Genomic DNA, 26,243 nt, shown 5'->3' with positions numbered 1-26,243 from the left:
GGAGGAAGAGGGAGCATGCGCGAGTTCCTGGTCGAGATCACCACCACCATCCCCGAGGGCACCGACCCGGCCGTCGTGGACGAGCGGCGCGCCGCCGAAGCGGTCCGCGCACGGGAGCTGGCCGCCGCGGGACACCTCGTACGACTGTGGCGCCCGGTCGGTGAGCTGCGGAGCATCGGCCTGTGGCGGGCCTCCGACGAGGCCGCGCTGCGGGAGGAGGTGCTCGGCACGCTGCCGCTGCGGGCGTGGATGACCCATGTCGTCACCCCGGTCGAGTCGCACCCCAACGACCCCGGAAGGCCCGCGTCCGCGCAGTGAGCCCCGGGCCCGCCCCGGGCTCAGGAGGGCCAGACGACCGCGCCGCCCCGGACCGCCGGCGGGCCGCGTCGCGGCGGGCGGTGGGACAGACGTGCGACCACCCGGCAGGTCCAGGCCTGCGACCAGGTGGTTTCGGGGCGGGGGCGGCTCCCGCGGCCCGGTCGCGGAAAGTCCATCCCGACGCCGCGTTGCATGACCATGCGTGGTGTTGCATAATCTTCCCATGTCTAAAGTCCTCACGTCCCTTCCCGCCGGCGAGCGCGTCGGCATCGCCTTCTCCGGCGGGCTCGACACCTCGGTCGCCGTCGCCTGGATGCGCGACAAGGGCGCCGTCCCCTGCACGTACACCGCCGACATCGGCCAGTACGACGAGCCCGACATCGCCTCCGTGCCCAGCCGCGCCTCCGCGTACGGCGCCGAGATCACCCGGCTCGTCGACTGCCGTGCCGCCCTCGTCGAGGAGGGCCTGGCGGCGCTCGCGTGCGGTGCGTTCCACATCCGGTCGGGCGGGCGCCCGTACTTCAACACCACGCCGCTGGGACGTGCCGTGACCGGCACGCTGCTGGTGCGCGCGATGCTTGAGGACGGGGTGCAGATCTGGGGCGACGGCTCCACCTTCAAGGGCAACGACATCGAGCGGTTCTACCGGTACGGGCTGCTCGCCAACCCGCACCTGCGGATCTACAAGCCCTGGCTGGACGCCGACTTCGTCACCGAGCTCGGCGGCCGCAAGGAGATGTCCGAGTGGCTGCTCGCGCACGGGCTGCCGTACCGGGACTCGACGGAGAAGGCGTACTCCACGGACGCCAACATCTGGGGCGCCACGCACGAGGCCAAGACGCTGGAGCACCTCGACACCGGCATCGAGACCGTCGACCCGATCATGGGCGTGCGGTTCTGGGACCCGTCGGTGGAGATCGCCACGGAGGACGTGACGGTCGGCTTCGAGCAGGGCCGCCCGGTCTCCATCAACGGCAAGGAGTTCGCCTCCGCCGTCGACCTCGTGATGGAGGCCAACGCGATCGGCGGCCGGCACGGTCTGGGCATGTCCGACCAGATCGAGAACCGGATCATCGAGGCCAAGAGCCGCGGCATCTACGAGGCGCCCGGCATGGCGCTGCTGCACATCGTCTACGAGCGCCTCGTCAACGCGATCCACAACGAGGACACCCTGGCCGCGTACCACAACGAGGGCCGGCGCCTCGGCCGGCTCATGTACGAGGGCCGCTGGCTGGACCCGCAGGCGCTGATGATCCGCGAGTCGCTGCAGCGCTGGGTCGGCACGGCCGTCACCGGCGAGGTGACGCTGCGGCTGCGGCGCGGCGAGGACTACTCGATCCTCGACACCACGGGCCCGGCGTTCAGCTACCACCCGGACAAGCTCTCCATGGAGCGGACCGAGGACTCGGCGTTCGGCCCGGTGGACCGGATCGGCCAGCTCACCATGCGCAACCTGGACATCGCCGACTCCCGCGCCCGCCTGGAGCAGTACGTGGGGCTCGGCCTGGTCGGCACTCCCCACCCGACACCGATCGGCGCCGCACAGGCGGCCGCGACCGGGCTGATCGGCGCCATGGACGAGGGCGGTGCCGAGGCGATCGCCTCCCGTGGCGAGGCCACCGACGAGGAGACGATGCTGGACCGCGCCGCGATGGAGTCCGGCACGGACTGACCGCGGAAGGCCGGCCGGCTCCGTACGGCCGGCCGGCCGCCGTGCGCGGGTCCGTGGCCGCTGCCCCGGTGGACTTCGTTCCGCCGGGGCGGCGGCCGTTCCGGGGCCGTCCGGGGCACCCTGCGCGCCATCGGCCGTCCGCGCGGCCGCCTCAGAGCGGCCCGAGCCGCTGGAGGGCGACCATAGCCGCGTCGTCACCCAGGACCCCGCCGGCCGCGTGACCGAGCAGGTCGTCGCGCAGGTAGTCCAGCAGGGCGTGCGGGTCCGCCCCGGTCCAGGCCGCGGCCCGCTCCGCCAGCGGGTAGAAGGTCCCGTTCCGGTCGCGGGCCTCCATGACCCCGTCCGTGTAGAGCAGGACGATGTCCCCCGGCGCCAGCGGGAAGGTCTGCGCGGTCGCCCGCCCTTCGACCAGCCCGGCCAGGCCCAGGGGCGGTGCCGGATGCTCCACCTCCAGCGAGGTGACCCGGGTGCCGCGGAACAGCAGCGGTGGCGGATGGCCGCAGTTGATCAGGTGCAGGACCCGCTCGTGGTCGGGGAGGTCCAGTACGGCGGCGGTCACGAACCCTTCGCCGGGGTCGCCCGGGGAACCGTCGGACACCTGTGGGCCCGCCGGGTCCGGGGCCACGGACCCGTCCAGGTAGGCGACCAGGTCGGACAGGTCGGCCTCCTGGTGGGCGGAGGCGCGGAACGCGCCGAGGACGAGCGCGGCGTCCCCGACGGCTTCCAGCCCCTTGCCCCGGACATCACCGATGATCACTCGCGTCCCGAGGGCCGTGCGGGCGACGGCGTACAGGTCTCCCCCGATCTGGGCCTCGGCCTCGGCGGCCAGGTAGACGGAGGCCAGGCGCAGCGGGCCGATCCGCTCCGGGAGCGGCCGCAGCACCACCTGCTGTGCGGTCTCGGCGACCGAGCGCAACTGGATCAGCTCCTTCTCGTGGACCTCGCGCAGGTGGGCGAAGAGCGTCACGATCACGGAGATCAGGATGAGGGCGACGATCTGGAAGGTGTGGTTCAGGTCGGTCAGGCTGCTGCGCACGATCGCCGTCACCCCCTGGGCGACGACGGCGACGGCGCCGACGGCCGCGGTGGTCCAGGGGCCGGCGAACGACGCCGTGATGGCCGGGGCGGCCACCAGGAAGGGCCCGAGGTGCACCTCGGGCGGGGCCAGGATGTCGACCACGGTCACGATGGTGATCAGCGCGAGCGGGACCGCCAGCAGCGCGTGGCCCTGCTCCCCTGCCGGATGACTGCTCGCACGCGGGCGCCCAAGGTCCATCCCTCCTGCATACACCGCCCCGGCCGGGGGCCGAGTGGCACCGCCGGAGTCCGCGCCGGGGAGCCCGCCCTTTGGGTCAGCCGCGTACGCCCCCGGGCGGCCGTACGGCCGGTCCCTCGTCCGGGACCCAGTTGCCGTGCAGGCCGAGGGGGACGCGCACGGGCAGGTGGATGCGGGCGAGCGGTTCTCCGGTGAAGTCCTGGGCGGAGAGGATCACCAGGTCGGCGGCGCCGCGCTCCGGGCTGTGGACGTACGCCATCACGTAGCCGTCGTCCTCGGCCATGGGGGTCTCCGCAGGGACGAACACGCCTTCGCCGACCGCGGCGAAGCGCCCGAACTCGTGCGCCTCGGTGGTGCCGCGGGACAGGTCGTGTTTGAGGAGCGCGTTGCTGAAGCCCTCGTCCGGACGCGGGTCCCCGGGTCCGGCCGGCGGTGCGTACAGCTCGACCGCGGCGGCGTAGCCGTACCGGTAAGGGAGCCCGGTGAAGCGGGAGTTGACGCGGGGGAACTCCTGGGTGCGGTCGTCCAGCCGCTCCTCGCGGACCGTCCCGGCGGCGAGGTCGACGGTCCAGCGGTCGAGGGTGGGACGGCTGGTGCCGAAGTCGCGGATGTCGAAGCCCTCGGGGTGGCGGACGAGGTCGACGACGATGTCCGTCCCGTTTTCGTGGGCGTTGAGGGTGTGGCCGACCAGGCCCGGGGTCACGGGGAACCAGCGCACCGGGCCGCCCGCGCGGGGCATCACGCCCACCCGCGCCGGGTGGGTGTCGTCCCAGGAGAAGGGGACCCCGGTGGCGAGGTGGGCCGCGCTGAAGACCACGGGGGCGTCGAAGAGGATCACGTGGTGGTCGGTGAGCGCGAAGTCGTGCATGTAGGGGCTGCCGGGGGTGTGCACGGTGGTGGCGCGGAGCACCGTGCCGGTCTCGTCCATCACGATGTGCTGGACGTGTTCGGAGCCGTAGCGGAAGGCGAGCGAGTGGAGCTCGCGGGTGCGCGGGTCGAAGAGGGAGTGGGCGTTGGCGTTGTAGCCCTCGGGGGTCGCGCCGAGGTCGCAGGGGCCGAGCGTGTCCAGGTCGTAGGTGAGTTCGTACGGGCGTAACCCGCCTTCGATGAGCGCGAAGGTGCGGCCGGCCAGGCCTGCCACCTGGACGTTCGGGGCGAAGTCCGTCCGCTCGTCCACGGGGCCGCCGCGGCGCGGTTCGCCGAGCCGGTCGGCGACGGAGGCGGAGCGGACCCAGCGGTTGCGGTACCACTCGGCGCGGCCGTCGCGGATGCGGACTCCGTGGACCATGCCTTCGCCGAGGGTCCACAGGTGCGCGGCGGCGTCCTCGATGCCCAGCGGGTTGGGGCCGGTGCGCAGGTAGCGGCCGCTGAGGTGGCCGGGTATGCGGCCGGTGACGGGCAGGTCGTGGGCGGTGGTCTCCTCGGTGACGGGCGCGAAGCTCCCCGAGAGGTAGCGGTTGGTCATCAGGGGGTCCGTTCCCGGTCGGTGGGCGGGGCCGGCGCGGCGAGGAAGGCCTGGCCGAGCGCGGTCATGAGGGTGGCGTACCGGCGGGCGGCGGTGTCGGGCGGGAAGTGGCCCGCGAGTTCGAGGCTCACGGCGCCGTGCGCGGCGGCCCAGAGCAGTTCCGAGATCTCGTGGGCGTCGGTGTCCGGCCGGAAGACCCCGGACCCGATGCAGGCGGCGACGGCGGCGACCGAGGCGTCGAAGGCGGTCCCGGCGAGGGCGAGGGCCTCGGCACCGGGGGTGTAGTGGGGGATGGCCCGTTCGAACATGACGCGGTAGTAGGCCGGTTCGGCCAGGGCGTGTTCCCGGTAGGCCGCGGCGAGGTCGTTCAGGTGGGCCAACGGGTCCCCGGTCCGGGGGACTTGTTCCTGGGCCCGGCGCAACCGTGCGAAGCCCTCCCGGTACAGGGCGTCGGCCAGGCCCTCCTTCCCGCCGAACATCGTGTAGAGGACCTTGGTCGAGGTGCCGATCTCGGTGGCGATCCGCCGGATGGTCAGCGCGGCGGTCCCCTCCTCGACCAGCAGCCCGATGGCGCGGTCGAGGACGGCGGTCCGTGCGGCTTCCTGGCCGGCCCGGAGGGCGTCCTGATAGAGCGTGGTCATGGGTAACAACATAACCCAGAGGTAACGCTGTTACCAGCACACCGTCCGATCCCGTGCGGTCGCTACGGACGGGGCGCGGCCCGCCCCGCCGGACGGTCCGTCACGACCCGGCCCAGGTCCAGCAGGCTCAGGCCGAACATCATGACGCCCAGGGGGACATGGACCGACGGAACGCGCGCGATGCCCAGCACCACCTGCACCGAGGCCAGGACGAGGAATCCGGACGCGTACAGGACGGGGCGCGCGGGACCGCCGCCCGGCTTCCAGGCCAGGACCGCGGCCAGCACGTACAGCATCGACGCGCCGTACATCACGCGCGCTCCGACACCGTGCAGCAGTTCGCCGTACGACGTGGCGAGCAACAGTCCGGCGGTGGCCGCCTGGAAGAGGACGGCCGCGGTCTGCAGGGCGATCGCCGTCCGCACGAACGTGGGGCCTCTTCGTCCTGTCGTCGTCTGTATGGCCATGGTCCGGTCCCCTCGTCGATCCTTCGTCGGTGTCTCGCAGGTCCGACGAGGCGGGCCCCCGGAATGTGAGGCCGAAGGGGATCCTGCCGCGAATGTGCAGATCCGGTGCCGTCTTTCTTAGCGGGACGTTAGATCTGCGGGCCGGACGTTGTACGGGGGCGGCCGTGGACGCATGCTCTGGGCACCCCCACCGCCGGGGCCCTCCCCGTCCCCTCCCCCGTCCCCTCCCCCGTCCCCTCATCCGTCCCCTGCCGGGGACCTCCGACCGGAGGCCTCATGTCCTCGTCCACCGCCGTCCCCGCTCCGCCCCCGCCGCTGCCGCAGCCCGCCGACGAACGCCGGAAGCGGCGTACGGCCCTGATCGGCGGTTCCCTCGGGAACCTCGTGGAGTGGTACGACTGGTTCGTCTACGCCAGCTTCGCGATCTACTTCGCCGACTCCTTCTTCCCCGGCGACAACCCGACCACGCAGCTGATGAACACGGCCGGGATCTTCGCCGTCGGCTTCCTCATGCGCCCCGTCGGCGGATGGGTCCTCGGCCGCGCCGCCGACCGGCACGGACGCAAGAGCGCGCTCACGCTCACCGTCACCATGATGTCGGTGGCCGCCCTGCTCATCGCCGTCGCCCCGACGTACGGACAGGCCGGCTATTTCGGCGCCCTGGTGCTGCTGCTCGCGCGTCTGCTCCAGGGCATGAGCATCGGCGGCGAGTACGCCGCCAGCGCCACCTACCTCACCGAGGCCTCCGCCCGGAACCGGCGCGGCCTGGGCTCCTCGTTCCAGTACGTGTCGATGACCTGCGGCCAACTGCTCGGGCTGGGCATCCTGATCACGATGCAGCACACGCTGACCACCGCCCAGCTGGAGAGCTGGGGGTGGCGGATCCCCTTCGTCCTCGGCGCGCTGTTCGCCGTCGTCGTCTTCTGGATCCGGCGGCGCCTGCAGGAGACCGACGCCTTCACCGAGCAGGCGGCGGAGGGGGCCGACGCGGGCGACGACAGCACCCGGGGCACCCTCAAGGTCCTGTGGCAGCACCGGCGGCAGGCCGGATTGGTCATGGCCCTCACGCTCGGCGGGACCGTGGCCTACTACACGTACACCACCTACCTCACCAAGTACCTGGTCGGCAGCGCCGGCATGGCGAAGACGACCGCCACCCTCGTCAGCTTCACCGCGCTCACCCTCTTCGCCGTGCTGCAGCCCTTCGCCGGGATGCTGTCCGACCGGATCGGGCGGCGCCCCCTGCTGATCACCTTCGCCGTGGGCTGCACCGTCGGCACCTACCCGATCATGACCGCGCTCGGGTCGGCGTCCTCGTACTGGTCCGCCCTGGGTCTGTCCCTCCTGGCGCTGGTGATCGTCACCGGCTACACCTCCATCAACGCCGCCGTGAAGGCGGAGCTGTTCCCGACCCGGGTCCGGGCCCTGGGCGTGGCGCTGCCGTACGCCATCGCCAACGCGCTCTTCGGCGGCACGGCCGAGTACGTGGCGCTGTGGTTCAAGAGCGGCGGCCACGAGAAGTTGTTCTTCTGGTACGTCTCCGGGTGCGCCCTGGTCTCCCTCGTGACCTACGTCCTGATGCCCGACACCCGCGATACCGCGCTCAGCCGCGCCGAGGCCGAGGCCGACGCCCGCCCGGACACCGGGGCGTCCCCGGCCCCAGCGGTGGAGGCCGCACACCGACACGCGCCGGTGCCCCCGGGACGGCCGCTCCCGTAGGCTGCTGTCCCGGCCACGGCACGGGTCATCGGACGAGGGGGAACGGGCGGTGCACGCGCTTCTCGTCGAGGACGACGACCGGATGGCCCAGGCCCTCGGCACCGCCCTCGCCCAGCGCGGCCACACCGTCCGACGGGTCGGCCGGGCCCTGGACGCCCTGCTGCACCTGCGCGAGGCCGAGTTCGTCCTGCTCGACCTCGGCCTGCCCGACCTGGACGGACTGGAACTCCTGCGGCGGCTGCGCACCGTCTGCGACGCGCCGCTGATCGTGGTGACCGCGCGCTGCGAGGAACGCGACGTCCTCCAGGGTCTGCGGGCCGGCGCCGACGACTACGTCGTCAAGCCGTTCCGGATGGCCGAGCTGATGGCGCGCATCGACACCGTACGCCGCCGCACGGACCGGCGCACCGGCCGCCCGGACGCCGGGGCCGGGCACGGCGAGCACCGCGACGGTCCCGTACGCGCCGGGGACGTCGAGGTGGATCCGGCGGGCCGGACGGTGACGGTGGCGGGGACGGAAGTCCGGCTGACCCGGCGCGAGTTCGACGTACTGGCCTTCCTGGCCGCACGCCCGGACGAGGTGCACTCCCGCGAGGAGATCATGGACCGGATCTGGGGGGACGCCTTCCTCGGTGCCTCCCGCTCCCTGGACGTCCACGTGGCGGGCATCCGCGCCAAGACCGGCCGCTCCGGGCTGGTGCGCACCGTCCGCGGGTACGGGTACCGGCTCGGCCACCCCGCCACCGGCGACGGCGACGGCGACGGCGGCCCGCCGGACGAGGCGGACCGCGCCCGGTGAGGCGCCGGCTCCTCGCCGTGCTGCTGGTGCTGATGGGCACGGCCACCCTGTTGCTCTGCCTGCCCCTCGCCGACGCCTACGCCCGCGGGCGGACCGAACACCTGCTGCTGCAACGCCGGTCGGAGGCCGTACGGTTCGCGGACCTCGCAGAACGGATGCGCACCGCCGCCGACCGGCGCGAGCTGTCCGACGAGATCGAGCGGTACGCGCAGCTCTACGGGGCCTCGGTGGCCGTGGTGGACACGGCCGGCGGGACGCTCGCGCGGGCCGGTACGGCCCCTTCCCCGGACGGCGGTACCGGCCTTGACTCCTCCCCGGCGGCGGACGCCCTCGCCCGGGCGCTCACCGGCCGCTCCACCGACCGGCTGCCGGCCCTGCGTCCCTGGGGGCCCGCGACCGTGGTGGTGGCCGAGCCGGTGGGCCGCGACGAGCGGGTCAGCGGGGCCGTGCTGATGACCCTGCCCACCGCGGCGGCCCGCCGGGACGTGACGGTCCGCTGGTCCCTCATCGCCGTGGGGGCGTTCGCCGCCTTCGCCGCGGCCGCCCTGGTCGCCTTCGGGATCGCCCGCTGGCTGCTGCGCCCGGTCCTCGATCTCGACCGGGCGGTGGCGCGGCTGACCGCGGGACGGCTCCAGGCGCGGGCGGTGTCCGACACCGGTCCGCCCGAACTGCGGCACCTCAGAAGGCACTTCAACACGATGGCGCAGGCCCTGGCCGATTCCCTCGGCCGCCAGCGCGATTTCGTCGCCGACGCCTCCCACCAGCTGCGCAATCCCCTGGCCACGCTGGTGCTGCAGATGGAGAACGTCGAACCGTACCTCGCCCCCGGCCCCGGCCGCACCGAGCACGCGCGCGCCCTGGACGAGGCGGAGCGCCTGGAGGAGCTGCTGGACGGACTGCTGGCCCTCGCCAGGGTGGAGTCCGGCACGGCGGAACCGTGCGAGCAGGACGCCGCGCGCGCGGTACGGGAACGGGTGGCGGCCTGGCGTCCGGTGTTCCGCGACGCGGGACTGGAGCTGACGGTGCACGGGCTCCCGGACGCCCTGGGTGTACGGGCCCTGCCGGACGCGGTGGGCCGGGTGCTGGACGCCCTCCTCGACAACGCGGTGAAGTTCGTGCCCGGCGGCGGACGCGTCGAGGTGAGCGTCCACCGGTCCGCCGCAGGGGACGCCGTGGTACGCGTCGCCGACGACGGCCCGGGGGTGCCTCCGGACCAACTCCCCTTGCTGATGCGCCGGTTCGCCCGGTCCCCGGAGCACCAGAACGTACGGGGCAGCGGGCTGGGGCTGGCCATCGCCGACGAGATCGCCCGGACCAGCGGCGGCCGGCTCACGGCCGGGGCGAACCCGCCGCGCGGCCTGGCCGTCGAACTGCGGCTGCCGGCCCCGTGAGCGGTCAGCCGTACACCGAGCGGTAGTGGGCCACGGCGCCGGGGTGCAGCGGCACCCTTCCCGTCGAGATGGCGAACCGGGGCTCCAGCCGTGCCCCGGCGGTGACCTCGCGCAGCAGGTCCCGCCACCGGTCGAACACCACCCGCAGCAGGGCCCGGACGGCTTCGCGCGGTACGTCGCGGCGGGCCAGGAGGTAGTTGCCGACGCCGATGGTGCCCACCGGCTCCGCGAGTCCGTACACCCCGGCCGGGAGGGTGACCGCCGTGTAGACCGGACCGTAGCGTTCGCGCAGCGGCCCCACGTGGGTGTCCAACGGCAGGAAGCGGAGCGGGAGTTCGCGCGCCAGTGCGGCCAGGGCGGGGGTGGGCACGCCGCCGGACCAGAACAGCGCGTCGACCTCGCCCCCGCGCAGGGCGCGCACGGACTCGGCCAGGCCCAGGGGCCGTTCGAGCGGCGCCGCGGCGGCTCCGTCCCGGCCGACGGCCCGCAGGATCCGGCCCGCCACCACCTGCACCCCCGATCCGGCGGCGCCGGCCGCGACCGGCCGGCCCGCGAGGGCGCCGGCCTCCTGCACCGGGCCGTCCGCCGGGACCAGCAGGTGCGTGTAGTTCACGTAGACCCGGGCCAGCGCCGTCAGGCCGGTGACCGGCCGGGGGAACGGCTCGCGGCCGAGGAGGGCGTCCTCGGCCACGTCGGCCATCGCGAGGGCCAGATCGACGGTGCCCTCGTCCAGTTGCCGCAGGTTGTCCACGCTCGCCGCCGTGGTCACGGGGAGGATCCGCGGTCCGTGGTCGCCGGGTTCGGCCACCGCCCGCGCCAGGGCCTGCCCGAACGCGTTGTACGGGCCGCCTTCGGGACCGGTGGCGAACCGCAGCGGCCGCGCCGGGGCGGGCGCCCCCGCGCATCCGGACAGTGCCGACGCGACCGCGCCGCACCCGGCACCCATCACCCGTCGACGACTCATCCCCGTGCCGGCCACGGCGACAGCGTAGCCGGGACCGCGCTGCGGCCCCGGTCGGGCGGGACGGGTCAGTTCTTGACCGGCCATTCCAGCGGCGGCTTCATGAAGCCGCGGCTCAGCTCCACCGCCGCGGCCTTCTGGTTCGCGGGGATCAGGAAGGCGGCGCAGACCTGCTCCGACTGTCCGGGCGTCAGCTTCTTGTTGTCGTCGACGCCGGGGCAGTCGGCCCACTTCGCCGACCCCATGATGACGATGAGGGCTTTGGTGCGCAGCCCGGAGTCGGTCCGTACGATCAGGTCGTCGTCCATGTCGCGGACCTGCATCGCCGGGCCGCTCTTGTGGGTGAGCGTCGAATGGACGAACACCGGGACCTGCGGGCCCTCGCTCGCGTCCTTCTTCAGGCCGGAGCCGTCCACGTCGGCTTCCGTCCCGGTCACGACCCGGGAGGGGGTGACCGTGAACTCGGCCCCGTCGGAGTCCTGTCGGCTGCTGTCGTGCAGTTCGCGAAAAGCCCGGGCGGCCGGTGTTCCTCCCCCGCCCCGCGGGAGACGGTCACGAGGATACGTCGTCGATGATGGTGAAGATCACCCGGACCACGGCCCCGACCTGCGGCCGCGTCCGGCCGACCCGGGCACGTAAGGAAGGCGCATGACGCCGATATCGCACGACGCAACCCTGCCGCAGCCGTTCGGAGAACCCTTCGCACGCGATCCCCACGCCGTCTACGCGACCCTGCGCGCCGCCGGTCCGGTGCACCGGGTGGCGCTGCCCGACGGTTCCCCGGTGTGGCTGGTGGTGCGCGAGGCGGACGTCCGCGCGGGGCTGTCCGACCAACGCCTCTCGGTCGACAAGAAGCACTCGGCCACGGGTTTCAGTGGTTTCTCCCTGCCGCCGGCGCTCGACGCCAACCTGCTCAACGTCGGCCCCGAGGACCACTTGCGCCTGCGCGGGCTGGTGGCCCGCGGTTTCACCCCCCGGCACGTGGACCGGCTGCGGGACACCGTCCGGGCCGCCGTGGAGGAGCGGACCGGTCACCTGGCCCGGCGGCTCGACGGCGGCGGGGAGGCCGACCTGGTGGCGGAGTTCGCCCGGCCGCTGCCACTGCGGGTCATCGGGGCCCTGCTCGACGTCCCGTCAGGGGACCGGGAGCGGTTCTCCGGCTGGATCTCGACGATGCTCACCCCGGGTTCCCGCGAGGAACTGGTCCGGGCCATCGGTGAGGTCCACCGCTTCCTGGTCGGCCTCGTCGCCGAACGGCGCGCCCGTCCCGGCGACGACGTCCTCTCGGACCTGATCCCGGCCCGCGACGAGGGTGACCGGCTCACCGAGGAGGAGCTCGTCTCGCTCGCCTTCCTGATCCTGGGGGCGGGCAGCGAGAACGTCCAGCACGTCATCAGCGCGGGCGTGCTCACTCTCCTCGACCACCCGGAGCAGCTGGCCCGCCTGCGGGCCGAGCCGGCGCGGATGGCGGACGCGGTCGAGGAGCTCCTGCGGTACACGAGCCCCAACCAGACGGCGATCCGGCGCTTCCCCACGGAACCGGTGGAGATCGGCGGCGTACGGATCCCGGCCGGGGACACCGTCCTGTTCGCCCTGGCCTCCGCGCACCGCGACCCGGACCGCTACCCGGATCCGGACCGTTTCGACATCGACCGCGCCGACAAGGCCCACCTCGCCCTCGGGCACGGCATGCACTACTGCCTCGGGGCGCCCCTGGCCCGGCTGCAGCTCACGCTGGCGCTGGGGGCGGTCGTGGACCGGTTCCCCGGCCTGCGGCCGGCCCGCCGGGCGGACGGGCTCCGCTGGCACAGCACCTTCAGGTTCCGCGCCCTGCGGGAGCTTCCGGTGACGGCGGTCCGGTAGGACGCGGCACCGAAACCGCCCCGGAGCGGGTGCTCCGGGGCGGCGGGTGTGCCTGGCCGGCAGGGTCAGGCGACGGTGATGTTCTCCGCCTGCGGGCCCTTCTGGCCCTGCGTGACGTCGAAGGTCACGGCCTGGCCTTCCTGGAGCTCGCGGTAGCCGGTGGAGTTGATGTTGGAGTAGTGCGCGAAGACGTCCGGACCGCCGCCGTCCTGCGCGATGAAACCGAAGCCCTTTTCGGAGTTGAACCACTTCACGATGCCGCTGGCCATGGCCGTGCCTCTCAGTCGATGTCGGATCCGCACCGCGCGGACCCGGAGGTGATCGCCCTGGTCCTGCACTGCACAGCAAAGCGCCCACGCCAGGGCGCGGGCAGGTACTGCGAACCACGACAGCTGCCGCAGACGCTACACGTCGGAACCGGCGCCCACCAGAGAGCAACGATCACTGTCACGAAATCGGGTCGCTCGCGCGGGGCGCGGCACCCGTGATGGGCCATATCGTCACGGAAACCCCTCGTTGACGCTGTTCTCGTCACCTCATCACTTCTGCACCATTTCACACGAAACACGATGTACGAGGGTTTATGGGTCGGGCGTGGGGTTGGCGCTGCGGAACGCGCGGCGGTAGGTGTCCGGCGGGACCCCGACGGTGCGTTTGAACTGGCGGCGGAGGGTGGTCGCGGTGCCCATCCCGGTGGCGAGGGCGACCGACTCGACGCTCATGCCGGTGGCCTCCAGCAACTCCTGGGCACGTCTGACCCGTTGGGTCAGGAGCCACTGCAGGGGCGGCTGACCGGTCACCGACCGGAACTGACGTCCGAGGTGGCGCGGGCTCGTGTTCGCCTTCCTGGCCATGTCGGCCACGGTCAGCGGCCGGTCCAGCCGTTCCAGGACCCAGGCGAGCAGGTCCGCCAGTACGTGGTCGCCCCTGGCCGGCACCGGCGAGGCCACGAACTGGGCCTGCCCGCCGGGCCGGTGGGGCGGCATGACGAGGCGCCGGGCGACGGAGTTGGCGATGAGCGCGCCGTGGTCGAGGTGGACCAGGTGCAGGCAGAGGTCGACGGCGGCGGCCTTCCCGGCCGCCGTGAGCACGCTGCCGTTGTCCGTGTACAGCACGTCCGGGTCGACCACGGCCCGGGGGTGACGGGTGCTCAGTTCCTCGGCGTGTGCCCAGTGGGTCGTGGCCCGCCGCCCGTCCAGCAGTCCGGCGGCGCCGAGCAGGAACGCCCCCGTGCACAGGGAGGCCACCCGGGCACCCGCCTCGTGGGCCGTGCGGACGGCGTCGACCAGTTCCGGGGACGGCGGTACGTCGATGTCCGCGCACGCGGGGACGATCACCGTGTCGGCGGTGGCCAGATGCTCCAGCCCGTGGTCCGGCTCGACCCGGAACGGCCCGACCCGGACCGGGCCCGGCCCGCAGAGCAGCACGTCGTACCAGCCGTCCACGGCCTCGCGCGGGGGATTTCCGAAGATCTCGTAGGCCACGCCCAGTTCGAAGTGGAGCAGGTCACCAGCGGCGAGCAGTGCGACGGTCGGCATGTCCGAAAGTGTACGCACGGCGTCGTTCCGGACCATCACACCCGGGGGTCCCCCACGGACAGACTCGTCTCATCGACACGGCGAGAGCAGGGGAACGATGAGTACAGCGGCGGCAGTGGTGGTGTACGGGGCGACCGGGCACACGGGGCGTTTCGTGGTGGCCGAGCTCCTGAGGCGGGGTGTCTCCACGGTGGTCTCGGGGCGGAACGCGGAGCGCCTGGAGGAGCTGGCCGCGCAGTGGGGCGGGGTGGTGGTGCGGGCGGCCGGGGTGGACGATCCGGACGCCCTGGACCGGGCCCTGGCGGGCGCGGCGGCGGTGATCAACTGCGCCGGGCCGTTCGCGGTGACGGCCGGCCCGGTGGTGGAGGCGGCGCTGCGCGCGGGGATCCCGTACGTGGACGTGGCGGCGGAGATCGAGGCGAACGCCGCCACGTTCGCCGACCACGCGGAGGCCGCCCGGCGGGCCGGGGTGGCGGTGGTGCCGGCGATGGCGTTCTACGGCGGCCTGGGCGACCTCCTGGTGACCGCGGCCCTGGGAGGGCGGACGGCGGCGGACGAGGTGCACGTGGCGTACGGGCTGGACAGCTGGCATCCCACGGAGGGCACGCGGGCGGCCGGTGCGGTGTCGCACGAGCGCCGCGGGGGCCGTCGGGTGCGTTTCGCGGACGGTGCGCTGCGGTACCACGACGACGAACCGCGCAAGGTGCACTGGGACTTCCCGGAGCCGCTGGGGCGGCGGCCGGTGATCGCGGAGTTCACGATGGCCGATGTCGTCACCGTGCCGAGCCACCTGGAGGTGCCGGAGGTCCGCACGTACATGAGCGTGGAGGCGGCCGGGGACCTGGCCGCCCAGGACACGCCCGTGCCCGAGGCGGTGGACGCGCTCGGGCGCTCGGCCCAGCTCTTCGCCGTCGACGTCCTGGTCCGCACCGACGGCGCGGAGCGGCGCGCCACGGCGCGCGGGCAGGACATCTACGCGGTCACCGCCCCGCTGGCGGTGGAGGCCGTCCAGCGCCTGCTGAGCGGCCGGGCACGGGCCACGGGCGTGGTCTCGGCGGGCGCCGTGTTCGACGCGGCGGACTTCCTGCGGGCCCTGGCCCCCTACGTCTCGGTCGACCTCCCGGCATGAGGCGCGGGTACCCGTAGGGGCGCGGCCCCCGCCCGGGCCTCCTGGCGCGGATCGATCGGGGCCAGGACGCCGAGGCGTTCCTCGACCGCACGGGCCGCGGCCAGGCACAGGTCCTCGCGGAACGCGCGTCCCACGATCTGGACCCCGCACGGCAGCCCGTCCGTCACACCGGTCGGCACGGCCACGGCGGGCACGCCGACGAAGCTGGTGACCGTACACAGGCGCATGGCCGTGGCGACCCGGTCACGGCCGGCCCGGTCGCGGGATTCCAGGCCCGGTTCGACCGGCGGCTCGGTGAACACCGGGCCGAGCAACAGCGGGTACCCGTCGAGGAATTCGGCCCACGAGCGGCGGATGCCGAGCCAGGTGCCCATCAGTGCGACCAGTTCGTCGGCGGTCGCGGGCGGGGTGCGTTCCATCGCCATGGCGATGTAGCGGTCCCCGCCCTTGCCGAGCAGCCCGCGCACCACCGGCCAGGCCGGGGCGAACTCGGTGGCGGTGATCCGCCCGTAGGCGTCGAGGGCCTCGTCCAGCCGGGGGACGTCCGGCACCTCCCGTACGTCGTACCCGGCGTCGCGCAGGGCGGCGGCCGCCGTCTCGACGGCGGCGCGGACCGCGGGGTGCACGCCGTGGCCCCCGGGGTCCGTGACGACCGCGACCTTCACCGGGCCGGGCAGCGGCTCTCCGTAGGCGGGTACGGGCATCGCCAGCGGGTCGCGCGGATCGGGTCCGGCCAGCACCTCGTAGGCCAGCCGCAGGTCGTCCACGCTGCGGGCCAGCGGGCCGTCGGTGACGAGGAACTGGGAGGCGGGGCCGGGGTCGTCCGGGCCGATGACGCGGCGGTCGGCCGGGAAGCGCCCGCTGGTCGGCTTCAGCGCGGCCACCCCGCAGAACTGGGCGGGGATGCGGACCGATCCGCCGGAGTCGTTGCCGAGCCCGAGGGCCGCCATGCCGGTGGCGACGGCGACCCCGTCGCCCCCGCTGGTGCCGCCCGGGGTCCGGGCGGGGTCCCACGGGTTGACGGTGTCCCCGAACAGTTCGCTGCGCGTGTGCATCCCGGCGAGAACCAGGGTCGGCATGTTGGAGTGCCCGACGGGGACGGCGCCGGCCGCGCGCAGCCGTGCCACGGGGAGCGCGTCGGCCGGGGCGAGGAGGTCGCGGAAGCGCTCGACCCCGAAGGTGGTCGGTACGCCTTCGACCGGCGTGCTCTCCTTCACGGTGAACGGCACGCCCGCGAGCGGCCCGAGCACCTCACCGGCGGCCCGGCGCCGGTCCGTCCGCGCGGCGGCCTCCCGGGCACGGTCCGCGAGGGTGGCCGTCACGGCGTTGACCCGCGGGTTGACCTCGGCGATGCGTTCCAGGTGGCTGTCGACCAGTTCGAGGGCCGATACCTCCCCTTCGCGCACCGCCCTCGCCTGTGCGCCCGCCGTCATCCTCCACAGGGCGTCCCGCATGGCACGCCTCCTTCCCGTCGACCTTCGCGTACACGTTCGCCCGCACGTTCCGATACGAGCGCATCGGAACTGTAGCCCGCAAACCGATGCGGGCGCATCGGATAAACTCCGGACCGGAAACCGACAGCCCCGTACCGGGAAGGCGAACGGACATGCCCAGACAGGTGGACCACGCGGACCGGCGCCGCATCGTCGCCGAGGCCGTCTGCGAACTCGCCGACGAGCACGGCCTGGAGGGCGTGACCCTGCGCGACGTGGCGGCCCGCGCACAGGTGTCGATGGGCGCCGTGCAGCGCTGCTTCCGCACCAAGGAGGAGATGCTCGTCTTCGCGCTCGGGCACATCGGCGAGCGGATCGGGAGCCGCGTCCGGGCCCGCCTCGTCAGGAGCCCGGCCCAGTCGGCCGCGACCGCCCTGGGCCACGCGGCCACGGAGGTCGCGCTGCTACGGGAGGAACACCGCGCCGAGGCCAGGGTCTGGCTCGCCTTCGTCGCCCAGGCCGCGGTCAGCGAGGCCCTGGCCGGCACCCTGAAGGCGAGCTACGCCGCGCTGGAGGAGTCCTTCGCCGGTCTCGTCGCGGAGGCCCTCGAAGACCCCGCGCGCACCGTCCCCGTGGACCCGCGGCGCGAGGCCCGGACCCTCCTCGCCCTCGCGGACGGCCTCACCGCGCACGTCCTGATCGGGCACCTCACCCCCCGGGCGGCCCAGGACGTCCTCGACGCCCATCTGACCGCCCTCTTCACGGACTGAGCCCCACCCGGCCTACCGGGACCCGCGCCCCGCGGAGGCGAACGCGAGGATGTCGGGGACGGCTTCGCGCAGGGTCGGATAGTGGCGGTGCACGCCCTCCACCGCGTGCGGGGTGTTGACCCCCCACACCGTCATCCCGGCGCGCAGTCCCGACAGCACTCCCGACGGGGCGTCCTCGACGACCAGGCAGTCCCGCGGGTCGGCGCCCAGGCGGGCGGCGGCACTGAGGTAGGGGGCCGGTGACGGTTTGCCCTCCCCGACGGCGGCCGCGTCCACGATCAGGGCCGGGACGGGCAGGCCGGTCCGGGCGAAGCGGCCGCGTACGCGGTGCTCGTAGTTCGAGGTCACCAACGCCCAGGACGCGGACGGCAGCCGGGACAGCAGCTCCGCCGCGCCGTCGAACGCCGTGTAGACGCCGGACCGCACGTCCTCGTCCTCCAGTTCGTGCAGGGCCGCCAGGCACTCCTGCGGATCGCGGTCCGGAGCGACCTGCGCGAAGGTCTCCACGGGCCGTGTGCGCAGGGCGACCCGGTGGACCTCGTCGGGGTCCAGTCCGTGGCGCCGCGCCCACGTCCGCCAGACGCGGCGCTGGTTGTCCAGGGCGTCGATCAGTGTGCCGTCGACGTCGAACAGGACGTGGGTCCGGCGGCCGGTGGGCTGGTTGCTTTCGCTGGTCACGGGCCGATCATGCCACCGCCGGTCCGTGGCGCCGTCCGGCGGCCGGGCCGGCCGGGGTCATACCTCGCGGAGGAAGGTGGAGAGCGGGACGGCCGTCGTGTCCGGCGAGGGCCGCGAGAGGTGGAACGCGGTGTGGAACCATCCGGCGTCCTCCTTGCCGCGGGGGTCTTCGCCGAGGGCGGTCACCGCGTCGACGGCGTGCCGCTGCTCGGCCGGGCTCGTGAACCGGCGTTGCGGGTACGTGGGTTCCGCCACCTTCTCGGTGATCAGCCCGAAGGGTGCCAGCCCGTCGGCGATGGTCCGGTACGAGCCGGTGCGCAGGACGAACGCCGCGACCCACACCTGTTCCCGCGCGGCCCCGAGGAGCGGCCGGAAGGTCCGGGGGGACAGAAAGCTCGCGCCGCCGGTGACGGTGATCAGCCCCACGCGGCGTACGGCGGCCAGGAGGCGGGCGCCGGGGGGCTCCGTTTCCAGGTTCGAGGCGAACCCCTCGTCCAGCAGGCCGACGGAGCAGGCGTAGGCGATGGCGCCGGCGGCCGGGTCGAGCCCGATCACCGGCACGGCGTCGGGGCGCCGGCGGGCCGCGTAGTAGGCACGGTCCCGTTCGATCAGCTCCGCGGTGGTGAGTGCGGCCGCCCGCGGCGACGTGTAGTGGGCGTAGAGGTCGTCCAGGGTGAGGTCGTGGTTGAGGAGGGCCGCGTTGATGCCGTAGGAGCAGCAGATGTCCAGGACGGCCGGGGGTTCGGCGGCGCCGGCCCGCCGGCGTGCGGCCACCAGGCGGCGGAAGACGTCCTGCGCGTGGTGCGGGGTCCGGTACTGCCAGCGGCCGAGGCCGCGGAAGAAGTCCCTCGGGTCCGGTCGGTCGTAGATCTCGTCGAACGGCGTCATCCCGGGCCCGCCGCCCGCCGAAGCCTCCCGGTCCTCCTCCGGGCCGTCCTCCCGGCCGTCCCGCATGCCGTTGCCCCCGCTGTTCGCCGGCCGTGTCATCGCGCACCGTCCTCCCCCGCCGCCACACCCCTGCCACGTGTCGCGTCAAGCAATAGCCGTCGGCGTCCGCGGGCGGTAGGGGCACCGGCGGGACTCGGCCACCGTCCCGCTCCCCCGGCGGGCGGCCCCGGCACCCTGAGGGTCCGGGGCCCCCGGTAGGCTCCCCGCGTGGGGACGCGGGGGCACCGCGCTGCCCGGCCCCGGCCGCACCGCACGTACGGAACAGAAGATGACCGAAACGCCCGAGCACGCGACGCAGCCCCCGGCGGACGAACGGGGTACGGCCCCGACCGTCCGCGTGTTCGTCGCCCTCGCCCCGCCCGACGACGCGAAGGCGGAGCTGGAGCGGGAGCTGGGACCCGCCTACCACGCCCACCCGCGCATGAGGTGGAACCGGATCGAGGACTGGCACATCACGCTGGCGTTCCTCGGAGAGCTCCCGGTGGCGGCCGTTCCGCCGCTGCGGCCGGCGCTCGCCGCTCTGGCGGCCTCGCGGGCGCCGCTGCGGCTGTCCCTGCGCGGCGGCGGGCACTTCGACGAGCGGGTGCTGTGGACCGGGATCGACGGGGACCTCGAAGGACTGCACCGGCTCGCCACCGACGTGCGGGCCCTGGTCCGGGAGTGCGGGATCGACTTCCGGGAACGTCCGCTGCGTCCCCACCTGACGCTCGCCCGCTCGCGGCGGGGCGCGCACTCGTCCGCCGTGGAGGCCGCCGCCGGGCTGACCGGTTTCACCGGCCGCCCCTGGCCTGCCGAGCGCCTGCACCTGGTCGGCAGCAACATAGGGCGCGGTCCGGGGCCGATCCACTACCGGGACATCGAGTCCTGGGGCTTCGACGGCGAGGGCTGAACCGGCCCGCCCGGGGCCGTGCCTCCGGGCGGGCGGGGTGCGTCAGACCTGGCCGGGCACCGGAACGGTGGGGGCGTGGACCTCGGCGATGAGGCCCTCGGCGAGGTTCTCCTTGCGCATCCGCTGGTCCACGTAGAGCAGGGAGACGACCAGTTGGGGGAAGCCGAACTGGAACACCCCGCTGATCACGATGCCGAGCAGCACGCAGAGCGCGTACACGACGATGCCGACGATCAGCACGGTGGCGTCCGAGGCCTCGTCGCCCGCGGCCAGCATGCTCGGGAAGAGCGCGAACATGCCGAGGAAGGTGAACGGCAGCTGGATGATGTAGCCGACGGCCGCCGACAGCAGGTACGCGAGCAGCGAGACGCCGAACACGCGCCACCAGCCGCCGCTGACCAGGCGGGTGGAGCGGCGCAGCGACGCGACAGGGCCGAGCCCCTCGCAGACGGCGACGGCGGGCGCGAGGCTGAACCGGACCGCGAGCCAGACCGACACGGGTATCCAGAGCAGCACACCGAGGAACATCAGGAACACGGCGGCGGGCGGGCCCGAGCCGTCCGAGGCCATGAAGACCAGCGGGAAGCAGACGACGTAGAGGACGATGACCGGCCCGCCCGCGATCAGCCCGACGAGCAGGACGACGCCGAGTACGGACGGCATCCGGGACCAGCACCGCCGCCACATCGCGCGGAAGGTCGTGGGGCGGCCGAGCACCGCCTCCTGGATCACCGCGGGGCACAGGGCGGCGATCATCGCCATGCCCAGCGCCATGGTGACGAGCATGAGCACCAGGGCCGGTACGAAGTACACCAGCAGGGCCATCACGTCGGCGCCGGTGGGCCGTTCCCCCGGTGCGGGGTCGAAGACCTCGGCGAAGTGCGTGTCCACGCTCAGGGCGGCGACCCCGATCGCGACGGCCACCAGCAGGATCCCGATGCCCTGTACGCCGAGGATCACCCCGGCCAGCGGCTTCCAGTAGCGGCGGAAGGCGGAGAAGGCGCCGCCGAGCAGATCGCCCACCCCGAGCGGCCGCAGGGGCACGACGCCCGGTTGCGGCGGGGGCGGAGGCGGCGCCCAGCCGCCTCCCCACTGCGGTGCGGGCTGTTGCGGGTGGTGGTGTTCCCACCCCGTGTTGTGCGACATCGCTGTCCCCCTCGTAGGAAGGGACACGTTAACCCGCCGTTCCGCGCCGGGGCACGGCGGCCCCGGGGGCCGGTGTCAGGAGCAGCCGGATACCGTGTCGGCGCAGTTCACCGGCAGGTTCCCGGTGATGTCGCTCTCCGTCAGGAGCAGCTCGGCGCCGGCCGAGTTGTGCGTGCCGCCGCCGGTGCGGGCGGCGCGGTTTTCCGAGACGCTGGTGTGGTCGAGCGTCAGGCGCGTGGGCGCGGAGCCCTCTTCCTGTTCGTTGTGGACGCCGCCGCCGTCCCGGCCGGCCTGGTTCCCCTCGACCTCGCTGTCCTTCACCAGGGCGACGCCCTCGTTCCCGATGGCGCCGCCGTCCCTGCCCGCCTTGTTGTCGACGAAGGCGGTCCCGTGGACTTCGAGCGTCGCGATCCCGCCGTTGTCGACGGCGCCGCCGTCGAGGCCCGCGCGGTTCTCCAGGAACCTGCTGTTCTCGATCCGGGCGGAGCCCAGGTTGCCGATGCCGCCTCCGGCGTCGCGGGCCTCGTTCTGCGTGAAGTGGCTGGACTCGACGATCAGCGTGCCCCGGTTGCGGACGCCGCCGCCGTCGCCGTCCGCCGTGTTGCCCGCGACGATGCTCTTCCTGAGCGTGAGCAGACCGGTCGCGTCGTTGTCGAGACCGCCGCCGTCGCCGGATGCGGACGGGGCGGAAGCGGAAGCGGCGGTGGAGGTGGCCGCGTTGGTCAGCACCTCGCTGTGGACGAGCGTGACCTCGCCGCCCTCGTTGGAGATGCCGCCGCCGGCCCCCGCGGCCCGGTTGCCGGTGACCTTGCCGTTCTCCATCCACAGGGTCCCCTCGTTGGCGATGCCGCCGCCGTCGCCGTCGGTGTGGCCGCCGGTCACGGTGACGCCCTTGAGGGTGAGCCGGCCGCGCTCGTTCACCGCGAGGATCCGGAAGCGGGGCACTCCCCCGCGTACGGAGCGGATCAGGGTCGTGTGCTCGCCGATGAGGGAGACCCTGCCCGTGACGGCGGGCAGGGCGGTGCCCGAGTTCCCGTAGTCGACCTCGAAACGGTAGGCGCAGTTCTCGGCGAGGGTGATCGTGGCGCCTTCGGTCCTGGCGTTCGCCCGGTGGACCGCGGTGACGAGTCCCGCGGTGTCACCGCACGCCACGCCGATGGCCAGCGGGGCCGGGGCCGCCGCGGCGGGCGCCGTCGCCGCACACAGGCCGATGCCCGCCAACACGGCGGATCCGGCGAGCAGGAGTCGGTTCTTCATGTGCGGTTCCCTCATCATCGGTTCCAGGACCGGCTGCCGGGCAGCCACCGTCACGACCCACCAGAGGTACCGGTCGCGCCCGCGGGCCCCCGGCACCCGGGTCCGGACATCCCGAAAGTTCATGCGGACAGCGGTCGCCCTTTCGACGGACGGGCCTCCACGGGGAACCGATCCGGATCCGCCGGTGCAGCGGTATGCCCAAGGCCGTGTCGGACTGCGTACCCTCCCGGTGGGCGCGGGCGCCGAGGCGCTCCGCCCCTCCACCTCTTCTCCCACCACGGGGGCCGACTTGATCACACATCTGCTCCGCCGGGCACGCGGAGCACTCGCCGTCACCATCGCCGCCGGAGCCCTGCTCACGGTGTCCGTGCCGGCCCACGCAGCCGCCGCGCCGCCCCTCACCGCCGCCGGCGCCTTCCTCCTCGACGCGAACAGCGGGGCCACGCTCACCTCCAAGGCCCCCGACACCAGGCGCCAGATGGCGAGCACCACCAAGATCATGACGGCGGCGGTGGTGACCACCCTGCCCGGTCTGAACCTCGACCGGAGGGTCACCGTCAAACAGGAGTACCTCGATTACGTCTACCGGGAGGGGGCGAGTTCGGCCCAGCTCAAGGCGGGCGCGACTCCGACGGTCCGTCAGCTGCTGTACGCGATGATGCTGCCGTCCGGCTGCGACGCGGCGTACGCGCTCGCGGACACCTTCGGCTCGGGATCCACCATCGCGGCCCGCAAGGCGGACTTCATCGCGAAGATGAACGCCAAGGCCAAGGCGCTGGGTATGACGAACACCCTCTACGACACCTTCGACGGCATCTCACCGACCGGGAACAACCGCACCACCCCGCGCGACCTCGCGAAGCTCGCCCGGTACGCGATGACCAACACCCTGTTCCAGACCCTGGTGAAGACCACCTCGTACAGCAGCGGCGGGACCTCCACCCTCGGAACCTGGAGCAACACCAACCTCCTGGTGCAGCCCCGCCCCACCGGATACGGCTTCCCGGGCGCGACCGGCATCAAGACCGGCACCGGCACGGCGGCCGGCAAATGCCTGGTCTTCTCGGTGACCCGCAACGGCAAGACGGTCATCGGGGTCCTGCTGAACGACGAGGAACGCTACGCCGACTCCATGGCGCTGTCCGACTGGGCCCTGGGCCCGGCCGCCGGCTCCAAGGCCGCGCTCCAGCGCAGCAGCACCGAGCCGGTCCCGGACGTCCGCGACTGACCGCACCGCACGACGGCGCCCGCCCCCTCCTGCGACGGAGGGGGCGGGCGCCGGCCGTCAGCGGTCAGGAGACGCGCTTCAGCGTCCACGCGTTGTTGTTGAAGCCGCCGTTCGCGGCGTAGACGCAGCTGCTGCTGTAGTACGAGGCGGTCTGGATCCAGCCTGCGGGCTGGTAGGTGGAGCCGCAGGCCTGGACCACCGTGCCGACAGGGAGGCCGGTGAGCTGCTTGATCTGCTTGATGTTCGGGTTGAAGCTCTGCGTGCCGCAGCTCGCGCTGTACCCCCAGCTGACGTCGACGTAGCCGGTGGGGGTGACCACGCTCGCGCAGGAGGTCGTGACGTCCCCGGGGGCCGCGTGGGCGGGGGCCGCGGTCAGGGCGAACATGGCTGCGGCGCCGGCCAGGGCCATGCCGGTGGTGCGGAGGCGGGTCATGGGTCGTGACTCCTTCGGGTGATGGACGGCCGGTCGGGCCAGGAGCAATTAGTACGGCCCGAACATCCGTTCCGAACAGCGGGTTTCCGGCCTGAAACGCACCATACGGATCCGGCCGTGGTGCGACCCGCCGCCCCGAACAACCCCACACGATCCCTCAGATAACGGCTTGAATTGGCCTGCCGGAAATCGTTCGAACTTAGGTTAGCCTGCCCTTCATGAACCTCATACACCTGGCTGCCTCGACCGGCTACACCACACCGCCCCTGTGGCGCGTCCTCACCAAGAGCGGCTACTTCGTCGGCCTCTGCGGCACCATCGGCGCGACCGTGACGTACGCCGCGTCGGTGCGCCCCGCCCTCAAGGGGGCCGGCGTCCCGCCCGAGGACGCCGGGGCGACCAGACGCAGAACCGCCGGCTACCTGGCCTGGGCGGGAGTCGTCCTGCTCGTCGCGGGCTACTTCCAGCTCGCCGCCCGGGTGGCCCGCGCGGGAAAGGGCATGCCGTTCGGTGACGCCCTCGCGCCGGGCGCGGTCGCGGACTTCCTCACGGCGCCCGCCGGGAAGGGGGCGTGGATCGCCCAGGGCATGCTCTACCTCGTCCAGAACGTCGCGCTGCTCCTCGCCGCGGCCGTCCTGATCGCGCTGTTCCTCCCCAAGGCGCGCCGGCACACGGACGCCCTGGTCCTCACCGCACTGCCCCTGACGCTCGCGATCACCCTCATCGCGGCGGTCCCGGCCACCAAACCGAAGGACGCGGACAAGGTCCTGGACCTCGTCTTCGGTCAGACCCACATCATCAGCGGCGTGGTGTGGATCGGCGGCCTCGCGCTCCTCACGGCGCTCTCCGCCTCCCGCGGCCGGCCGGGCGAGAACGCGGGCGGGCTGTGGGCCGACATCTGGCGGCGCTTCTCCCTCGTCGCCCTGGTCTGCGTCGGCGCGGTGTTCACCTCCGGCCTGTGGATGAGCTGGAAGCACGTCGGCGCCGTCAGCCAGTTGTGGACGACGACCTACGGACTCTTCCTCCTCGTCAAGATCCTCCTGGTCCTCGGCATGGTCACGGCCGGCGGCGTCAACCAGTTCTGGCTCATGCCCCGCATCGTCAGGGCCCGCCGCGAAGACGACCGGTCCTCGCTCGCGCAGCTGACGCTGCGGCACTTCCCGAAGGTGGTCTGGGGCGAGGTCGCCCTGGGCGTCGCCGTCCTCGCCGTCGTCCCCTTCCTCGGCGGCTCGGCACGCACCGAGGCGGGCAGCGAGGCCGCCGTGTCGAGCGGCAGCGTCTTCGCCTTGGGCGCCGTCCTCGTCCTCACCCTCGTGGCCTCGCTCTACATGACCGTCCGGACCTCCGACGCCCTCGCCCGCCGCACGGCCGCCGCGCCTGCGGCGATCCCCACGCCCACGCCCTCGGGCTGACACCCGCGGGCCGGGGCCGACGGACCGGCGCCGACGCCTCCTGCCCCGATGTACGTCAGCGCGCGCGGCGGGGGCCGCCGCGGTGCGGACGGCGGCGCGGGACGGCCTCCGGGGCCGCCTCGGGCGAGGAGAACCCGCCGGCCACGGCCACGCGCGCCGGGGCGGTCTCGGCGGCGGGCTGCGTCCGGGGCGCGGGCGCCGCACCCTGGGCCCGTCCGAGGACGGTGATGTGGTGGATGAGGCGCGCGCAGGCCTGGCAGATCTCGGCGAGCGTCCAGACCTGCCCCACGGCCGGGTTGTGGATGAGGACGAGCAGGGGCGTTCCGGTGCAGGACGCCCGGCTGTCCTCGTGGTAGGAGCAGTCGGCGGCACGGCAGGCACATGCGGCGTTCGGGCGTACGGTGGCCAGCCGGGCGTGCGCCCTGATGTGCTCGGCGGCGAAGCGCCGCATGGCCACGGTGTCCTTGGAACGGGGCGGCATACGACAGGCGCCGGTGCTGCAGGTGACGGAGACGGTGTGGTCCGCGTGGCCGGTCAGGCGGACCGTCCAGGTCCGTCCGGCGACGCGCGATGCGGGCAACATGGTCATAGGGAAACCGTTCGTTCACGAAATGCGGTGGTGTGTGCCCTGGTCGGCGGTCTCAGGTGCGGGGCAGGGAATCCGACGCGGCGGGCTCGGCGGGCTCGGCTCGTTGGCGGCGAGCGCGTGTCGAGGTGGCTCTCGCGCGTCGTGCAGGGGGCACGGGCCGTAGACGGCCTACTGATGTTTTCGCACGTGGGCGGTGGGCTGTCAACGGAGCGACCCCACAT

26 protein-coding genes are annotated in these 26,243 nt (G+C 73.5%); 11 read left to right on the top strand and 15 right to left on the bottom strand.

What is annotated here, in order from left to right; genetic code table 11:
- Positions 1-15: 15 nt before the first annotated feature.
- Complete coding sequence (locus SLAV_RS35380) at positions 16-318, top strand: muconolactone Delta-isomerase family protein (protein ID WP_030230250.1); 303 nt, start codon at positions 16-18, stop codon at positions 316-318.
- Positions 319-541: 223 nt separating this feature from the next.
- Entirely contained in the window at positions 542-1,990 is a 1,449-nt protein-coding gene (gene argG / locus SLAV_RS35375) for an argininosuccinate synthase (protein ID WP_030230241.1), read from the top strand.
- A 151-nt stretch (positions 1,991-2,141) separates the two neighbouring features.
- On the opposite strand, the gene SLAV_RS35370 is transcribed toward argG, so the two are convergent.
- The 4 genes from SLAV_RS35370 to SLAV_RS35355 all read right to left on the bottom strand — a co-directional run bounded on the left by SLAV_RS35370 (position 2,142) and on the right by SLAV_RS35355 (position 5,839).
- Positions 2,142-3,266: a PP2C family protein-serine/threonine phosphatase gene (locus SLAV_RS35370; protein WP_030230211.1), complete on the bottom strand. Its 1,125-nt coding sequence runs from the start codon at positions 3,264-3,266 to the stop codon at positions 2,142-2,144.
- A gap of 76 nt (positions 3,267-3,342) precedes the next feature.
- Entirely contained in the window at positions 3,343-4,731 is a 1,389-nt protein-coding gene (locus SLAV_RS35365) for a carotenoid oxygenase family protein (protein ID WP_051840982.1), read from the bottom strand.
- Positions 4,731-5,372 carry a TetR/AcrR family transcriptional regulator gene (locus SLAV_RS35360; RefSeq protein ID WP_037687359.1) on the bottom strand — a complete coding sequence of 214 codons (642 nt, stop codon included), beginning with the start codon at positions 5,370-5,372 and terminating at the stop codon, positions 4,731-4,733. The genes SLAV_RS35365 and SLAV_RS35360 overlap by 1 nt, the downstream gene beginning before the upstream one ends.
- A 62-nt stretch (positions 5,373-5,434) precedes the next feature.
- The gene (locus SLAV_RS35355; protein ID WP_030230203.1) at positions 5,435-5,839 is read right to left on the bottom strand and encodes a hypothetical protein; all 405 of its coding nucleotides are present in this window, start codon (positions 5,837-5,839) and stop codon (positions 5,435-5,437) included.
- 276 nt (positions 5,840-6,115) lie between these two features.
- Here SLAV_RS35355 and SLAV_RS35350 point away from each other — a divergent pair, with 276 nt between their 5' ends.
- From SLAV_RS35350 to SLAV_RS35340, 3 genes are read left to right on the top strand one after another with little or no spacing between them, the layout of a single operon-like run.
- Positions 6,116-7,558, top strand: coding sequence for an MFS transporter (locus tag SLAV_RS35350; protein WP_234333618.1), 1,443 nt, complete (start codon positions 6,116-6,118; stop codon positions 7,556-7,558).
- 49 nt (positions 7,559-7,607) lie between these two features.
- The gene (locus SLAV_RS35345; RefSeq protein WP_051840980.1) at positions 7,608-8,357 is read left to right on the top strand and encodes a response regulator transcription factor; all 750 of its coding nucleotides are present in this window, start codon (positions 7,608-7,610) and stop codon (positions 8,355-8,357) included.
- Entirely contained in the window at positions 8,354-9,748 is a 1,395-nt protein-coding gene (locus SLAV_RS35340) for a HAMP domain-containing sensor histidine kinase (protein WP_030230195.1), read from the top strand. The genes SLAV_RS35345 and SLAV_RS35340 overlap by 4 nt, the downstream gene beginning before the upstream one ends.
- Before the next feature lie 4 nt (positions 9,749-9,752).
- On the opposite strand, the gene SLAV_RS35335 is transcribed toward SLAV_RS35340, so the two are convergent.
- Together SLAV_RS35335 and SLAV_RS35330 are read right to left on the bottom strand one after the other, a co-directional pair.
- On the bottom strand, positions 9,753-10,727 hold the full coding sequence (locus tag SLAV_RS35335; protein ID WP_234333616.1) for a TAXI family TRAP transporter solute-binding subunit: 975 nt from the start codon (positions 10,725-10,727) through the stop codon (positions 9,753-9,755).
- Between the two features lie 50 nt (positions 10,728-10,777).
- Positions 10,778-11,146 (bottom strand): hypothetical protein, encoded by a 369-nt coding sequence (locus SLAV_RS35330; RefSeq protein WP_158740678.1) that lies wholly within the window; start codon positions 11,144-11,146, stop codon positions 10,778-10,780.
- Positions 11,147-11,357: 211 nt separating this feature from the next.
- Here SLAV_RS35330 and SLAV_RS35325 point away from each other — a divergent pair, with 211 nt between their 5' ends.
- Positions 11,358-12,572 (top strand): cytochrome P450 family protein, encoded by a 1,215-nt coding sequence (locus SLAV_RS35325; RefSeq protein ID WP_030230189.1) that lies wholly within the window; start codon positions 11,358-11,360, stop codon positions 12,570-12,572.
- A 65-nt stretch (positions 12,573-12,637) separates the two neighbouring features.
- Here the strand turns inward: SLAV_RS35325 and SLAV_RS35320 are convergent, their stop codons facing one another.
- On the bottom strand, positions 12,638-12,841 hold the full coding sequence (locus SLAV_RS35320) for a cold-shock protein (protein ID WP_030230186.1): 204 nt from the start codon (positions 12,839-12,841) through the stop codon (positions 12,638-12,640).
- A 312-nt stretch (positions 12,842-13,153) separates the two neighbouring features.
- A complete protein-coding gene (locus SLAV_RS35315) occupies positions 13,154-14,110 on the bottom strand; it encodes a helix-turn-helix domain-containing protein (RefSeq protein ID WP_037687410.1) in 957 nt (318 codons plus the stop codon).
- Positions 14,111-14,207: 97 nt separating this feature from the next.
- Between SLAV_RS35315 and SLAV_RS35310 the strand changes: the two genes are divergently transcribed.
- On the top strand, positions 14,208-15,239 hold the full coding sequence (locus tag SLAV_RS35310) for a saccharopine dehydrogenase family protein (protein ID WP_030230182.1): 1,032 nt from the start codon (positions 14,208-14,210) through the stop codon (positions 15,237-15,239).
- Here the strand turns inward: SLAV_RS35310 and SLAV_RS35305 are convergent.
- Positions 15,212-16,693: an amidase gene (locus SLAV_RS35305; protein ID WP_051840974.1), complete on the bottom strand. Its 1,482-nt coding sequence runs from the start codon at positions 16,691-16,693 to the stop codon at positions 15,212-15,214. The two genes, SLAV_RS35310 and SLAV_RS35305, sit on opposite strands and share 28 nt — an antisense overlap.
- Positions 16,694-16,845: 152 nt before the next feature.
- On the opposite strand from SLAV_RS35305, the gene SLAV_RS35300 reads away from it, so the two are divergent.
- Positions 16,846-17,442, top strand: coding sequence for a TetR/AcrR family transcriptional regulator (locus SLAV_RS35300; protein WP_030230178.1), 597 nt, complete (start codon positions 16,846-16,848; stop codon positions 17,440-17,442).
- Positions 17,443-17,454: 12 nt separating this feature from the next.
- Here the strand turns inward: SLAV_RS35300 and SLAV_RS35295 are convergent, their stop codons facing one another.
- Positions 17,455-18,120: an HAD-IA family hydrolase gene (locus SLAV_RS35295; protein ID WP_030230176.1), complete on the bottom strand. Its 666-nt coding sequence runs from the start codon at positions 18,118-18,120 to the stop codon at positions 17,455-17,457.
- Positions 18,121-18,177: 57 nt separating this feature from the next.
- Positions 18,178-19,107, bottom strand: coding sequence for a hypothetical protein (locus SLAV_RS35290; protein ID WP_335341801.1), 930 nt, complete (start codon positions 19,105-19,107; stop codon positions 18,178-18,180).
- A 229-nt stretch (positions 19,108-19,336) separates the two neighbouring features.
- On the opposite strand from SLAV_RS35290, the gene thpR reads away from it, so the two are divergent.
- Positions 19,337-19,957 (top strand): RNA 2',3'-cyclic phosphodiesterase, encoded by a 621-nt coding sequence (gene thpR, locus SLAV_RS35285; protein WP_030230171.1) that lies wholly within the window; start codon positions 19,337-19,339, stop codon positions 19,955-19,957.
- Between the two features lie 42 nt (positions 19,958-19,999).
- Here the strand turns inward: thpR and SLAV_RS35280 are convergent, their stop codons facing one another.
- Together SLAV_RS35280 and SLAV_RS35275 are read right to left on the bottom strand one after the other, a co-directional pair.
- Positions 20,000-21,103: a hypothetical protein gene (locus tag SLAV_RS35280; RefSeq protein ID WP_158740676.1), complete on the bottom strand. Its 1,104-nt coding sequence runs from the start codon at positions 21,101-21,103 to the stop codon at positions 20,000-20,002.
- 75 nt (positions 21,104-21,178) lie between these two features.
- Entirely contained in the window at positions 21,179-22,360 is a 1,182-nt protein-coding gene (locus tag SLAV_RS35275) for a hypothetical protein (RefSeq protein ID WP_158740674.1), read from the bottom strand.
- Between the two features lie 289 nt (positions 22,361-22,649).
- On the opposite strand from SLAV_RS35275, the gene SLAV_RS35270 reads away from it, so the two are divergent.
- Positions 22,650-23,588, top strand: a complete 939-nt coding sequence (locus SLAV_RS35270; protein WP_051840997.1) for a D-alanyl-D-alanine carboxypeptidase family protein — start codon at positions 22,650-22,652, stop codon at positions 23,586-23,588.
- Positions 23,589-23,652: 64 nt separating this feature from the next.
- Here the strand turns inward: SLAV_RS35270 and SLAV_RS35265 are convergent, their stop codons facing one another.
- On the bottom strand, positions 23,653-24,021 hold the full coding sequence (locus tag SLAV_RS35265) for a hypothetical protein (protein WP_030230162.1): 369 nt from the start codon (positions 24,019-24,021) through the stop codon (positions 23,653-23,655).
- 218 nt (positions 24,022-24,239) lie between these two features.
- Between SLAV_RS35265 and SLAV_RS35260 the strand changes: the two genes are divergently transcribed.
- Positions 24,240-25,433, top strand: a complete 1,194-nt coding sequence (locus SLAV_RS35260; protein WP_051840971.1) for a CopD family protein — start codon at positions 24,240-24,242, stop codon at positions 25,431-25,433.
- 55 nt (positions 25,434-25,488) lie between these two features.
- Here the strand turns inward: SLAV_RS35260 and SLAV_RS35255 are convergent, their stop codons facing one another.
- A complete protein-coding gene (locus SLAV_RS35255; protein ID WP_030230156.1) occupies positions 25,489-26,022 on the bottom strand; it encodes a hypothetical protein in 534 nt (177 codons plus the stop codon).
- Positions 26,023-26,243 lie beyond the last annotated feature (221 nt).

The organism is Streptomyces lavendulae subsp. lavendulae, from assembly GCF_002803845.1.
GTDB classification, from domain to species: Bacteria; Actinomycetota; Actinomycetes; order Streptomycetales; family Streptomycetaceae; genus Streptomyces; species Streptomyces lavendulae.
Note: the sequence above shows the minus strand (reverse complement) of the source record. Positions and strands in the feature narration are given on the sequence as shown.

Coding starts and splice junctions, on each gene's coding strand:
- SLAV_RS35260 (WP_051840971.1), top strand. CDS start 24,240: ATGAACCTCATACACCTGGCTGCCTCGACCGGCTACACCACACCGCCC.
- SLAV_RS35350 (WP_234333618.1), top strand. CDS start 6,116: ATGTCCTCGTCCACCGCCGTCCCCGCTCCGCCCCCGCCGCTGCCGCAG.
- SLAV_RS35280 (WP_158740676.1), bottom strand. CDS start 21,103: ATGTCGCACAACACGGGGTGGGAACACCACCACCCGCAACAGCCCGCA.
- SLAV_RS35370 (WP_030230211.1), bottom strand. CDS start 3,266: ATGGACCTTGGGCGCCCGCGTGCGAGCAGTCATCCGGCAGGGGAGCAG.
- SLAV_RS35355 (WP_030230203.1), bottom strand. CDS start 5,839: ATGGCCATACAGACGACGACAGGACGAAGAGGCCCCACGTTCGTGCGG.
- SLAV_RS35255 (WP_030230156.1), bottom strand. CDS start 26,022: ATGACCATGTTGCCCGCATCGCGCGTCGCCGGACGGACCTGGACGGTC.
- SLAV_RS35300 (WP_030230178.1), top strand. CDS start 16,846: ATGCCCAGACAGGTGGACCACGCGGACCGGCGCCGCATCGTCGCCGAG.
- thpR (WP_030230171.1), top strand. CDS start 19,337: ATGACCGAAACGCCCGAGCACGCGACGCAGCCCCCGGCGGACGAACGG.
- SLAV_RS35305 (WP_051840974.1), bottom strand. CDS start 16,693: ATGCGGGACGCCCTGTGGAGGATGACGGCGGGCGCACAGGCGAGGGCG.
- SLAV_RS35380 (WP_030230250.1), top strand. CDS start 16: ATGCGCGAGTTCCTGGTCGAGATCACCACCACCATCCCCGAGGGCACC.
- SLAV_RS35360 (WP_037687359.1), bottom strand. CDS start 5,372: ATGACCACGCTCTATCAGGACGCCCTCCGGGCCGGCCAGGAAGCCGCA.
- SLAV_RS35315 (WP_037687410.1), bottom strand. CDS start 14,110: ATGCCGACCGTCGCACTGCTCGCCGCTGGTGACCTGCTCCACTTCGAA.
- SLAV_RS35365 (WP_051840982.1), bottom strand. CDS start 4,731: ATGACCAACCGCTACCTCTCGGGGAGCTTCGCGCCCGTCACCGAGGAG.
- SLAV_RS35320 (WP_030230186.1), bottom strand. CDS start 12,841: ATGGCCAGCGGCATCGTGAAGTGGTTCAACTCCGAAAAGGGCTTCGGT.
- SLAV_RS35265 (WP_030230162.1), bottom strand. CDS start 24,021: ATGACCCGCCTCCGCACCACCGGCATGGCCCTGGCCGGCGCCGCAGCC.
- SLAV_RS35310 (WP_030230182.1), top strand. CDS start 14,208: ATGAGTACAGCGGCGGCAGTGGTGGTGTACGGGGCGACCGGGCACACG.
- SLAV_RS35325 (WP_030230189.1), top strand. CDS start 11,358: ATGACGCCGATATCGCACGACGCAACCCTGCCGCAGCCGTTCGGAGAA.
- SLAV_RS35290 (WP_335341801.1), bottom strand. CDS start 19,107: ATGACACGGCCGGCGAACAGCGGGGGCAACGGCATGCGGGACGGCCGG.
- argG (WP_030230241.1), top strand. CDS start 542: ATGTCTAAAGTCCTCACGTCCCTTCCCGCCGGCGAGCGCGTCGGCATC.
- SLAV_RS35275 (WP_158740674.1), bottom strand. CDS start 22,360: ATGAAGAACCGACTCCTGCTCGCCGGATCCGCCGTGTTGGCGGGCATC.